Annotated in this window: 13 protein-coding genes; 6 read left to right on the plus strand and 7 right to left on the minus strand. The window is 72.2% G+C overall.

Annotated elements, in window-relative coordinates:
* On the minus strand, window positions 1–465 hold the full coding sequence (locus tag ACFPYL_RS03455; RefSeq protein ID WP_379150362.1) for a PTS sugar transporter subunit IIA: 465 nt from the start codon (window positions 463–465) through the stop codon (window positions 1–3).
* Between the two features lie 22 nt (window positions 466–487).
* Window positions 488–943: a MarR family winged helix-turn-helix transcriptional regulator gene (locus tag ACFPYL_RS03460; RefSeq protein WP_379150364.1), complete on the minus strand. Its 456-nt coding sequence runs from the start codon at window positions 941–943 to the stop codon at window positions 488–490.
* Window positions 944–1,030: 87 nt separating this feature from the next.
* Here ACFPYL_RS03460 and ACFPYL_RS03465 point away from each other — a divergent pair, with 87 nt between their 5' ends.
* Window positions 1,031–2,461, plus strand: coding sequence for an MFS transporter (locus ACFPYL_RS03465; protein WP_379150366.1), 1,431 nt, complete (start codon window positions 1,031–1,033; stop codon window positions 2,459–2,461).
* Window positions 2,462–2,602: 141 nt separating this feature from the next.
* Window positions 2,603–3,988 carry a hypothetical protein gene (locus ACFPYL_RS03470; protein WP_379150368.1) on the plus strand — a complete coding sequence of 462 codons (1,386 nt, stop codon included), beginning with the start codon at window positions 2,603–2,605 and terminating at the stop codon, window positions 3,986–3,988.
* 2 nt (window positions 3,989–3,990) lie between these two features.
* On the opposite strand, the gene ACFPYL_RS03475 is transcribed toward ACFPYL_RS03470, so the two are convergent.
* Together ACFPYL_RS03475 and ACFPYL_RS03480 are read right to left on the minus strand one after the other, a co-directional pair.
* Window positions 3,991–4,554 carry a hypothetical protein gene (locus tag ACFPYL_RS03475; RefSeq protein WP_379150370.1) on the minus strand — a complete coding sequence of 188 codons (564 nt, stop codon included), beginning with the start codon at window positions 4,552–4,554 and terminating at the stop codon, window positions 3,991–3,993.
* The gene (locus ACFPYL_RS03480; protein WP_379150372.1) at window positions 4,541–5,050 is read right to left on the minus strand and encodes a SigE family RNA polymerase sigma factor; all 510 of its coding nucleotides are present in this window, start codon (window positions 5,048–5,050) and stop codon (window positions 4,541–4,543) included. The genes ACFPYL_RS03475 and ACFPYL_RS03480 overlap by 14 nt, the downstream gene beginning before the upstream one ends.
* A 60-nt stretch (window positions 5,051–5,110) precedes the next feature.
* On the opposite strand from ACFPYL_RS03480, the gene ACFPYL_RS03485 reads away from it, so the two are divergent.
* Window positions 5,111–5,914 (plus strand): glucose 1-dehydrogenase, encoded by an 804-nt coding sequence (locus ACFPYL_RS03485; protein ID WP_379150374.1) that lies wholly within the window; start codon window positions 5,111–5,113, stop codon window positions 5,912–5,914.
* On the opposite strand, the gene ACFPYL_RS03490 is transcribed toward ACFPYL_RS03485, so the two are convergent.
* Genes ACFPYL_RS03490 through ACFPYL_RS03500 form a run of 3 tightly spaced genes read right to left on the minus strand, consistent with a single transcriptional unit; the run spans window position 5,911 to window position 7,909 of the window.
* Entirely contained in the window at window positions 5,911–6,405 is a 495-nt protein-coding gene (locus tag ACFPYL_RS03490) for a nuclear transport factor 2 family protein (protein WP_379150376.1), read from the minus strand. The genes ACFPYL_RS03485 and ACFPYL_RS03490 overlap by 4 nt on opposite strands.
* A gap of 59 nt (window positions 6,406–6,464) precedes the next feature.
* Window positions 6,465–7,298: an oxygenase MpaB family protein gene (locus ACFPYL_RS03495; protein ID WP_379150378.1), complete on the minus strand. Its 834-nt coding sequence runs from the start codon at window positions 7,296–7,298 to the stop codon at window positions 6,465–6,467.
* Entirely contained in the window at window positions 7,295–7,909 is a 615-nt protein-coding gene (locus ACFPYL_RS03500) for a TetR/AcrR family transcriptional regulator (protein ID WP_379150380.1), read from the minus strand. The genes ACFPYL_RS03495 and ACFPYL_RS03500 overlap by 4 nt, the downstream gene beginning before the upstream one ends.
* 75 nt (window positions 7,910–7,984) lie before the next feature.
* Between ACFPYL_RS03500 and ACFPYL_RS03505 the strand changes: the two genes are divergently transcribed.
* Genes ACFPYL_RS03505 through ACFPYL_RS03515 form a run of 3 tightly spaced genes read left to right on the plus strand, consistent with a single transcriptional unit; the run spans window position 7,985 to window position 11,515 of the window.
* Window positions 7,985–9,175: an acyl-CoA dehydrogenase family protein gene (locus tag ACFPYL_RS03505; RefSeq protein ID WP_379150382.1), complete on the plus strand. Its 1,191-nt coding sequence runs from the start codon at window positions 7,985–7,987 to the stop codon at window positions 9,173–9,175.
* A 10-nt stretch (window positions 9,176–9,185) separates the two neighbouring features.
* Entirely contained in the window at window positions 9,186–11,051 is a 1,866-nt protein-coding gene (locus tag ACFPYL_RS03510) for an AMP-dependent synthetase/ligase (protein ID WP_379150384.1), read from the plus strand.
* The gene (locus ACFPYL_RS03515; protein WP_379150386.1) at window positions 11,048–11,515 is read left to right on the plus strand and encodes a DUF4334 domain-containing protein; all 468 of its coding nucleotides are present in this window, start codon (window positions 11,048–11,050) and stop codon (window positions 11,513–11,515) included. Before ACFPYL_RS03510 ends, ACFPYL_RS03515 begins: the two co-directional genes overlap by 4 nt.
* The last annotated feature ends 6 nt before the right edge of the window (window positions 11,516–11,521 follow it).

An 11,521-nucleotide genomic window follows, 5' to 3' on the forward strand; every position in this document is an offset into this window, starting at 1 on the left:
TCAGCGCGAGCCGACAGCCTCGTTGACGAGCTCGGCCAGGGCCTCCGGCGTACGCGCGTCGGAGAGGTCGGAGACGAACCCGAACTTCACGCACGCGGTGGCGATCTTCTGGAGCAGGGCCAGGTAGCCGGCAGAGTCGTCGCCCGGCGCCGCGATCAGCAGCACGAGCCGGACCGGCTCGGAGCCGGAGGCGAACGTGACCGGCTCGGCGAGCCGGGCGACCGCGACCGACGAGGTCGTGACGGCGTGGCTGCGGGCGTGCGGCATCGCGAGCCCGCCGGGCAGGACCGTCGAGCCGAGGGCCTCGCGGGCGAGGGCGGCGTCGACGAAGACGTCGACGTCGCTGACCCGCCCGGCGTCGTGCAGGAGACCAGCGAGCGAGCGGATGACGGCGGCGCCGTCGGCGCCGAGGTCCTGGTCGAGGCTGGCGATGTCGGGGGTGCTGACCGGCGAGGGAGAGTTCATGGCAGGTCCGAGACTACGGGGTTCAGTCCCGGGTGCGTCGAGGTGCCCGGCGTTCGTACGCGTCGTTGAACGCGCGCAGCCCCTGGGTCAGCTCGCGCACGCTGTCGGCCCCCATCTCGGCGAGCACGGACCGGTAGAGGTCGGCGTGGATGGCCGAGTCGTGCTCGTAGAGCCGTCGTCCCTCGCGCGTCGGGCGCACGGGCCGGCTCGGGCTGCCCGGCACCGCGAACCTCTCCAGCAGGCCGGCGCGGATCGCGGCGTTCACCTGGCGGTTGATCGTCGAGAGCTCCAGGTCGAGGTCGTCGGCGAGCTCGCGCAGGGTGCGGGGTCGGTCGTCGGAGAGGACCCACAGGACCTTGAACGCCGACATGTCGAGCTCGGTGCCGTCGACGTTCGTGTGCCGCCGCCGGCTGACCCGCATCAGCTCGTCCGCGAGCTCGGAGAGCGTCGACTGCTGCGTGCGGGTGGGACCGGCCATGTGACGAATGCTACCGCGCATGTGCACGATACATATGTAGGATGCACACCGGCCCGTCGGACAGCGGGCGCACGAGACGGAGGACCAGTGACCGACACGATCAACACGGCGGGCGACGCAGAGCCGCTCGTGGAGCAGCCGCCCACCAAGGCGCTGTGGACCGTCATCGTCCTCTGCTTCAGCGGCATGAGCGTGTCGCTGATGCAGACGCTGGTGATCCCGATCCAGTCGCAGCTGCCCGACTACCTGAACACCTCGCCCGCCAACGCGGCCTGGGTGGTCACCGCCACCCTGCTCGGCGCGGCCGTCGCGATGCCGATCGCGGGCCGGCTCGCCGACCTGTTCGGCAAGCAGCGCGTCCTCGTCGGCAGCTCCCTGCTGCTCCTCGCGGGCTCGCTCACCTGTGCCCTGTCCTCGACCATCGGCCCGGTGCTCGCCGGTCGGACGCTCCAGGGTCTGGCCATGGGGTTCATCCCGGTCGGCATCAGCCTGATGCGCGAGGTGGTCCCGCCCGCGATGGCGACCACCGCGGTCGCCGCCATGAGCGCGACCCTCGGCGTCGGCGGTGCGATCGGCCTGCCGCTGTCGGCCTGGATCGTGCAGAGCGGCGACTGGCACGCGCTCTTCTGGGTGGCCACCGGCCTCGCCGTCCTGGTCGGCCTCGGCACCTGGTTCCTGGTGCCGCACGTCCACGACGGGCACCGCGGCCGGTTCGACGTCGGCGGCGCGATCGGCCTCGCGGTCGGCCTGGTCGTCACGCTGGTCGGCGTCACCAAGGGCAACGAGTGGGGCTGGACCTCCGGGCGCACCGTCGGCTGCCTCGTGGTCGGCGTGCTCGTGCTGCTCGTGTGGGGCTGGTACGAGCTGCGCACCACCGACCCGCTCTGCGACCTCCGGGTGACCGCGCGTCGTCCGGTGCTGCTCACCAACATCGCGGCCATCGCCATCGGCTTCGGGATGATGGCGCAGGCGATCGTCTTCCCGCAGCTGCTGCAGATGCCGGAGGCGACCGGCTACGGGCTCGGCCAGTCGATCCTCGCCACCGGCCTGTGGATGGCGCCGAGCGGCCTCGGTATGCTGGCGCTCGCACCGGTGTCGAGCTGGCTGATGCGCACGTTCGGTGCCAAGTACGCGCTGGCCCTCGGCGGCTTCGTGCTGGGCGCCGGCTACCTGCTCTCGTTCTTCCTGATGGATGCGCCGTGGGAGATCCTGATCGCGACGCTCGTCTGCGCGGCCGGCGTCGGCATCGGGTACGCCGCGATGCCGACCCTGATCATGGACGCCGTGCCGATGAACGAGGCCGGTTCGGCCGTGGGCATCAACGCGCTCATGCGCTCGCTCGGCACCACCGTGGCCTCCGCGGTGATGGCGGCGATCCTCACCGGGCAGACCGAGCTGATCGGTGGGTTCGCGATCCCGACCCAGGACGCCTTCAAGCTCTGCTTCCTGGTCGCGACCGTCGCCGCCGTCGTCGGTGGTGCCCTGGCGCTGACGATCCCGAGGTCCGAGCAGGCCTGAACACCTCCCGACCGGGTGGCGCCATGGCCCGTTCGGGTCATGGCGCCGGCTCGGGTGCCGAGACATCGTGAGACGCAGTCCACGAACCTCGGAGGTCTCGGTATGCGGTCGGTGCGTTTGGTGTGCGGTGGTGCGGCGTTGGTGCTCGCAGCCGGTCTGACGGCTCCGGGAGGCGCGGCAGTCGGCGCAGCACCTCCCGACCTCGACCGCGGCGGGCCCGGCAGCTGGACGAAGATCTCGACCGGCGGCAGCGGCATCAACTTCGAGTCGAGCCTGCACCGCACCGCGGACGGTGTCCTCCACGTTCTCTACCCGAGGAGCAGCGGCGCCGACACGGGCCTCGCGCACACCTCGATCAGCGCGGGCGGAGCCGTGACCGGGCAGCAGGACGTGCTCGGGACGACGTGGTCGATCATGGACTCGGCCCCCGTCCTGGTCGACGGACCGGGCGGTGGCCTGCGGGCCGTCTTCGGCGGGCAGCAGACGACGAGTGCGGGGTTCTGGTCCGACGGCCGGATGTACACCGCGACCGCACCCGCCAGCGGGGCGTCGTGGACGCTGCCGGCCGAGGCGGTCGGTGACAGCCACTCGGCGTACGGCAGCTACGGCACGGCCGCGACGACGCTGGCCGACGGCACGCCGGTGGCGGCGTACCCGCTCAACTCGAGCATCACCTGGCACGTCGGGACGGGTGCTGGCGGCGACCAGACCTTCGACGTCCCCTGCTGCGCCTACGACATGACGATGGTGCGCGACGGCGAGAACGTGTGGATGGCGTGGTACGCCAACGGCACCGGCGCGAGCGCCAACGGCACGTTCGTCCGCCAGATCTACCCGACCCTCGGGCCGATCATCAAGGCTCCCGGCTCGAGCGTCGGCGGCGACTCGCTCCCCGCAGGCCGGGTCGCGATGGTGGCCCGTGCAGGTGGCGGCGTCTACCTGGCGTACTGCACCGGCTACCCCTACTGCGAGAACGTCGGCCTCTGGAAGGTCGGCAGCTCCAAGGTCCTCAAGGTGCCGGGGACCAAGTACGCCAACCTGGTCGCGCTCAGCGCCGGGCCGACCGGCCGGCTGTGGCTGGCCTGGTCCGACAACATCCCGGTCGTCAAGGCGCTGCGCACCGACCGCAGCGTCGGCAAGCTCGGCACGGTCCGCAACGTCGGCATGCCGCACGGCAAGGCCGCCGTCTACTCGCTGGCCATCGAGGGCAGCACCGGCCGCGGTGACGTCGTCATCCAGGTCGGTGACGGCTTCTGGCACACCCAGGTGGTCGCCGCACTGACCGTCCGGGGCAAGCCCGGCGTGTGGAAGCACGGCACGAAGAAGCAGAAGGTGGCCTTCACCGTCACCGACGCCGGTGACGCCGTGGCGGGCGCGGTCGTCAAGGTCGGGCCCAAGCACTGCACGACGAAGGCGAGCGGGAAGTGCGTGATCGCCTTCCCCAAGTCGACCAAGAAGGGGCGACTCGTGGTGCTGGCGTCCAAGCCGGGCTACGCCAACGCGAAGTCGACGCTCCGGGTGAAGTGAGGTCAGCCGACCTCGGGGATCGGGCGGGCCTCGCGGTCGCCGTTGCGGAAGAGGTCGACCAGCTGGTCCTGCGTCCAGGTGGGCGACAGGACCGCGAAGACCTCTCCGCCGTTGCGCGTGGGCGCCTTGACGTAGACGGCGTTGTCGCCGCTCGCCGGGTCGACCCCGATCCACGCCTCGACGCCCGACGGGGCGTCGATGGACGTCGCGTCGTCGGGCACGGTGACGTGACCGTCGGCGTAGAGGTCGTCGGCGCGCGGCTCGCCGCGGTAGCTGAACACGAAGCCGGCGACCTCGATGGTCCGCGTCACGACCTCGGGAGCCGACGGTGAGGTGGTCGACGGCGCGCGGCTCGCCGACGGGTCGGACGCGGGCCTGTCGGCGCCGGGCGCCGACGCCCAGGCGACGGTGAGGGCGGCGACCACCGCCGCGGTCGAGGCGAGGGGCACGCCGACCGTGGCGATCGGGGTGCGCGGGGTCGGCACCCGGCCGGCGTACTCCAGGTCGCCGGCGGCGTCGCGGAAGGCCCCGCCCAGCTGGCGGGTCAGGTCGTCATCGGTCAACATCGGCGTTCTCCTTCTCGGGGGTGAGCGCGGCCCGGAGGCGTTCCAGGGCGCGCGAGGTCTGTGACTTGACGGTGCCGGTCGAGCACCCGAGCGTCACCGCGGTCTCCTCGACCGAGAGGTCGTCGAAGTACCGCAGCACGAGCACGGCCCGTTGGCCCGGCGGGAGCTGGGCGGCGGCGCGCACCAGCTCGTCGCGGTCCAGCAGCCCGTCGACCACGGGGATCGTGGCCTCGACGCCGTCGAGCGGTGCCTCCGCGGGCCGGCGGGCGAGGTCGCGCCACCGGTCCTTGGCGAGGTTGACGACGACCCGGCGCGCGTACGCCTCGGGCTGCCGCCGTGCGCTCCGCCACCGGCGCGCGGTGCGCAGGAGGGCGGTCTGCACGAGGTCCTCGGCATGGCCGCGGTCGCCGCACAGCAGGTACGCCGTACGGACGAGGCGGTCGGCCGAGGTCGCGACGAACTCGTCGAACGCGCGTCGGTCCCGGCTCGGGATCATGGGTGGCTCCGTCTGGTCACACCTGTCCTAACTCCAGGAGGACGACCTAGGTTGTCACCCGTGATCCTCGACGACTTCCGGCTGACCGACCAGGTCGCCGTCATCACCGGTGGGGGAGCGGGGATCGGCCGGGCGATCGCCGTCGCCTTCGCCGAGGCCGGCGCCGACGTGGTGGTCGCCGCCCGCACCGCCGCCGACCTCGAGGAGACCGTGCGCCTGGTCGAGGCGACCGGCCGCTCGGGCCTCGCCGTGGTGACCGACGTGATGGTCGAGGAGGAGCTCGAGCGACTGGTTGCCGCCACGGTCTCGCGGTTCGGCAGGCTCTCGGTCCTGGTGAACAACGCCGGCGGCAGCCTGCCGCGGCCCGCGATGCAGACCTCGGCGCGCTACCTGAGCACAGCGCTCCAGTTCAACGCGGTCTCGCCGTTCCTGCTCAGCAAGCTCGCCGCGCAGGCGATGGTCGACACCCAGGGCGGCGGCTCGATCGTCAACATCTCCTCGCGCTCCGGCGACCTGGTGATGACCTCGATGCTCGCGTACGGCGCCGGCAAGGCCGCCCTCAACATGATCACCCAGGACCTGGCCGCCGACCTGGCACCGCAGGTCCGGGTGAACGCGATCGGCGTCGGTGGCGTCGCGACCCAGGCGATGGACTTCGTGATGTCGGACGACGACCTGCGGGCGACGTACGAGACGAACACGCCGATGGGCCGGATCGGCCAGCCGCGCGACATCGCCGCCGCCGCGCTCTACCTGGCCTCGCCCGCGTCGTCGTGGGTCACCGGCGTGGTGCTCCGGGTCGACGGCGGCACGACGGCGCCGTCGTTCCAGATCCCGGTGCCGCCGATCGAGCCGTCGACCTAGCCCCCGAACATCCCCATCCAGGCCTCCGCCTCCGGCGTCATCCGGTCGTGCTCGCGGGCGACCCGGCACCACTTCTTGGTGGCCCGCAGGAAGGTCGCCGGGTTGTAGATGTCCTCCTCGCACGACCACAGCCCGTCGCCGGCGTACGTGAGGATCGTGATGTTGCTGGCGCCGTGCGGCTGGCCGTCGCCGGGGTCGTGCATCTCGTTGTAGACGTCGCAGACGATCCGCCCGCGCTCCTCGTCGACGAGGTACCACGTGATCGGGAAGTGCGGCATCTCGCTGCCCGGGAACTCCGACATCGTCTTCGTGATCCACGCCCGGATCTGCTCGCGGCCGCTGAAGCTGCCGTAGGCGTGCTCGACGTACGTCGCGTCCTCGGCGAAGAGGTCGGCGAACCGGTCCCAGTCGCCGCTGCCGGCGATCCGGTCCACCTCGTCCTGGTACTGCTGGAAGGCGGTCTCGAGCTCCTCGCGGGAGTACGTCGTCATGGCGCCAACCTAGGCCCAAACTGAAACGTGTTCCAGTGTTCCGGGTCGGTGCTGGCGGATCAGACGAGCGGGCGGCCGCGCCGCAGCCGACGGCGCAGGTCCAGCAGCAGCGCGTTGAAGGGGAAGATCCGCACGGAGACGGGGAGCGCACGCTGGCGACGACCGGTCCGCTCCATCAGCCGGTCGAAGCGGGCCTGGTCGTCGTCGGTCCACGCGAGCCCCATCGCCTCGCGGAAGAGCGGCGGCAGGAAGCCGGTCGTGACGAAGAGGTTGTGGCGGGCGCGCCGGCGCAGCGGCCGCGGCAGGTTCTCCAGCAGGGTCAGGCGCATCAGGTAGTCGCGCACCGGCGGGTCGATGCGGACCCGCGCCAGCGACTCCTCCCAGTACGCCGCGAACGCGGCGCGGTCGGCGGGCCACGACGCGGCCGGCATCTGCAGCGTCGTGCCGAAGCGGGCGCAGTAGGCGTAGAGCGCGTCGGCCTCGCCGTCCGGCAGCGGTCCGTGCATCTTCTCGACGAGGTCGGCGGTGCCGTAGTAGAGGCAGGCCGCGACCCAGGTCTGGAGCTCCGGGTCCATCGCGCGGTAGGTCGCCGGCTCGTCGGGCTGCGAGACCACCTGGGCGTGCTGGCCGGTCACCGCGCGCCGGTACGCCGTGCGCTCGGCGTCGGTGCCGAGCATCGCGACCGCGAGGTAGGTGAAGGTGGTGCGGGCGCGCTTGACCGGGTGCAGCATCGCGGAGCCGTCGTGCACGCGGCTGTTCATCACGCCGTAGCCGACCTCGGGCCAGCTCAGCTGGAGGATCACGTTGGCGCCGCCGGCCATCTGGGCGCCGACGCCGGACAGGTGCCGGCGCACGTCGAAGCCGGCCGGGACCGGGACGTCGCGGTCGGTCACGCGCGGGCCCGGGTCAGCGGCGGCAGGACCCGGTCGACGATCGCCAGCAGCGACTCGCGCAGCAGCAGATGGGCCTGCTCGCGGGTGAGCGAGCCGCCGCGGTTCCACTCCCGCACGGTCCCCTTGGCGAGGTCGCCGTACGCCCGGACCGCCGCGCGGGCGGCGCCGTCCTCGGGGTCGACGCCGACCATCTCCAGGACGCGGCGGGCGACGGTGTCGTCGGCCGTCTCGATCAGCGCGGCGATCTCGGCGTCCTCGCCCACGCCCTCGGCGCCGCGGACGGTCAGGTAGGTCCGGCGGTGCGGCTCCACCGAGTCCAGGAACCAGGCCACGCTGATGTCCACGCGCTCCTCGAGGGTCCCGGTCGGGAGCCGGGCGGGGTCCATGGTCGGCAGCAGGGCCGCCCGCCGGACGACCTCGAGGTAGAGCCCGCGCTTGTCGCCGAAGTAGTGGTTGAGCAGGCCGCGCGCGATGCCCGCCTCGCGGGCGATGTCGGTCGTCGAGACCTGGGCGTAGGGCCGCTCGCCGAAGAGCCGCTCGGCGCAGAGGAGCAGCTGCTCGCGACGGTCGTCGGGCGCGAGGCGCCGGCCTCGCTCGACGGTGCTGGACACGGGCGTCACCCTCCCACAGTGGCACAGATCCAGCCACTGTTGGCAGTTTGCCAACAACGGGCTAGCGTGCGGGTCATGGACTTCGACCTCCCCGAGACCGCGGTCGCCGTCCGCGAGGGCGTCGCGGCCGTGGCCGCCAAGTACGACCACGCCTACTGGTCCCGGTGCGAGGACGAGCACCGGTTCCCGGCCGAGGCGTGGCGCGACCTGGCGGACGGCGGCTGGATCGGGCTCTGCGTCCCCGAGGAGTACGGCGGCGGTGGCGCCGGCATGCTCGAGCTGGCCGTCGCGTGCGAGACCCTCGCGGCCTCCGGCGGCACGGCCGGCACCTTCCTCTACATCCTCACGCCGGGCTTCGGCGCGATGACGCTGGCCCGGCACGGCACCGAGGAGCAGCGCCACCAGATCCTGCCGGGGGTCGCGACGGGGGAGACCCAGTTCTGCATGGCGCTCACCGAGCCCGACGCCGGGTCGAACGCGATCGGGATCGCGACCTCCGCCCGCGTCGACGGCGACGAGCTGGTGATCCGCGGCCAGAAGGTCTGGATCTCCGGCATCGAGAACGCCCAGTGGATGCTGGTGGTCGCGCGCACCACCCCGGCCGCCGAGGCCAAGGAGCGGCTGGGTTCGCGGACCGCGGGCTTCACGATCGCGCTGGTCGACGTGCCGAAGGCGCTCGCCGACGGCACCCTGTCGTACACCCCGATCCCCAAGCTGGGCGGCAACGTCGTCACCTCGAGCCAGGTGTTCCTCGACGACGTGCGGATCCCGCTGTCCGACGTCATCGGCGAGGTCGACCAGGGATTCCCGGTGCTCTGGGACGTGCTCAACCCCGAGCGCATCCTGGCCGCCGCCGGCGGTGTCGGCGCCGCGGAGGTCGCGCTGCGGCTGGCCGCCGACTACGCCTCGGAGCGGGAGGTCTTCGGGCGACCGATCGGCGCCAACCAGGGCATCCAGTTCCCGCTCGCGCAGCTCAAGGCCAAGACCGAGCTGGCCCGGCTGATGACCTACAAGGCGGCGTGGCTCTTCGACCAGGGCCGGCCATGCGGCAACGAGACCAACATCGCCAAGCTGACCGCCGCGCAGGTCGCGTGGGAGGCCGCCGACCGCGCGTTCCAGACGTACGGCGGGATGGCCTACTCGAAGGAGTACCCGATCGAGCGGCTGTTCCGGGACAGCCGGATCGGCAAGAACATCCCGGTGGCCGAGGAGCTGATCCTCGCCCACATCGGCACCCAGATGCTGGGCCTGCCCCGGAGCTACTGAGGAGAGACAGATGAGCGACGTCCTCGCGCAGCGCGCGGAGATCGAGGAGCAGATCGCCGGGCTGACGCTGCCCGCGACGTTGGAGCGGGTCGTCGGCGAGCGGGCCGACGAGCCGGCGTACTCCGACAAGGTCGGCGTCGACGGTCCGGGCTGGCGCACCGTCACCTGGGGCGACTACCACGAGCAGGTGCTCGACGTCGCGGCGGCGCTGCTCGACCGCGGCGTACGGCGCGGCGACACCCTCGCGATCATGGCCGCCAGCCGGATCGAGCACGTCGTGGTCGACATGGCCGCGGTGCACGCCGGAGCGACGCCGATGTCGATCTACGCGACCCTGGCGCCCGAGCAGGTGCTCTTCGTCGCGGGCCACTCCGAGCCGACCGTGGTGCTGCTCGAGGGTGCCGACCAGCTCCGGCGGTGGGGTCCGGCGCTCGACGCGTCGGGCAGCATCCACACCGTCGTGCTGCTGGACGAGACCGTGGTCCCGGACGGCGAGAAGTACGTCGCCTGGTCCGACCTGGTCGAGCGCGGTCGCACGGCGCGGTCGACCGACCCGACGGCGGTGGCGGAGGCGGCGGCGGCCGTACGCCCCGACGACGCGGTCACGATCCTCTACACGTCCGGCACCACCGGGCACCCGAAGGGCGTGGTGCTCACGCACCGCAACGTGCTCTTCGAGGCGCACTCGTCCCTGCGCACCGCTGCCCCCGAGGGCGAGCTGGTCTGGGTCTCCTACCTGCCGCTGGCGCACATCGCCGAGCGCCTGCTGGGCATGTACGTCCCGCAGGTCATGGGCGGGCACGCGCACCTCGTCGCCGACCCGTCGCAGCTGGTCGGGGCGCTCGCCGAGGTGCACCCGACGCGCTTCTTCGGCGTGCCGCGGGTCTGGGAGAAGATCCAGACCGCCCTCTCGGCCCGGCTGGCCGCCGAGCCGGACGAGGAGCGGCGGGCGGCGGTCGCGGAGGCGATGGCGACCGGGCTCGAGCACGTCGAGGCCCAGGAGTACGGGCGTGCGCCGTCGCCGGAGCTGACCGCCCGCTTCGAGGTCGTCGACGAGCTCGCCCTGACCCCGATGCGGGCGCTCCTCGGACTCGACCGGGTCGAGTGGGCCACGTCGGCCGCGGCACCCATGCCCCTGGAGACCGCACGGTTCTTCGCCGGGCTCGGGATGCGCATCTACGACGTCTACGGCATGACCGAGACGACCGCGGCCGTGACCGCCGGAGGGCCGGAGCAGTTCCGGCTCGGCACCGTCGGCAAGCCGCTGGCCGGCATCGAGGTCACCCTGGCCGAGGACGGCGAGATCCTCGCCCGCGGCCCGGTCGCCACCCCTGGCTACTTCCGCCAGGACGAGGCGACCGCGGCCCTCATCGACGCGGACGGCTGGGTGCACACCGGCGACATCGGGGCCCTCGACGACGACGGGTTCCTGCGGGTCGTGGACCGCAAGAAGGAAATGATCATCACCTCGTCGGGCAAGAACGTCGCCCCGTCCAACATCGAGAACCTGCTCAAGGAGTCGCCGGTCGTCGGCCACGCGCTGGTCTTCGGCGAGGGCCGGCCCTACTGCGTCGCCGTCCTCACGCTCGACGGTGAGGTTGTCCCGGTCGTGGCCCAGCAGCTCGGCATCGAGGCCTCGTCGTTGGCCGAGCTCGCGCAGCACCCACAGATCGTCGCGATGGCGCAGGCCGCCGTCGACTCCGCCAACGCCCGCCTCTCGCGGCCCGAGCAGATCAAGGCCTTCGAGCTGCTGCCGGTCGAGTGGACCGCCGAGTCCGAGGAGCTGACCCCGACGCTCAAGCTCAAGCGCCGCGTCGTCCACCAGAAGTACGCCGACGTGCTGGACCGCCTCTACGCGCCGGTCGGTGAGCGATGAGTGCGTCGCTGCTGCGCCGCCGGTTGGCCGCGCTGCAGGCGATGGACGACGTACCGGCCGAGGACCTCGACGCCCTCTGGGCCGACTGCACGCCGGTCCGCGCCGCCGACATCCTCGGCTCGTGGCGCGGCTCCGACTTCGAGACCGACCACCCGGTGCACGCGATGCTCGCGGCCTCCGGCTGGCACGGCAAGCGGTTCGTGTCACAGCGTGAGGCGCACCCGCTGGTCTGCCGCGGCGAGGACGGCGAGCTCTTCTCCAACCAGGAGCTCGGACGCGGCCTCGCGTCGCTGTGGGACATCGAGCTCGACGGCGAGGTCACCGCCGCGATGGTCTACGACGGCCAGCCGGTGATCGACCACTTCAAGCTGGTCGAGGACGGCGTGCTGCTCGGCCTGATGAACGGCAAGGGCGTGCGTCACGAGGGCCGCTCCTACTACTTCGTGCTCGAGCGCGAGGACTGATCCTTC

This window comes from Nocardioides hankookensis (assembly GCF_042658885.1).
Taxonomy (GTDB): domain Bacteria; phylum Actinomycetota; class Actinomycetes; order Propionibacteriales; family Nocardioidaceae; genus Nocardioides; species Nocardioides hankookensis.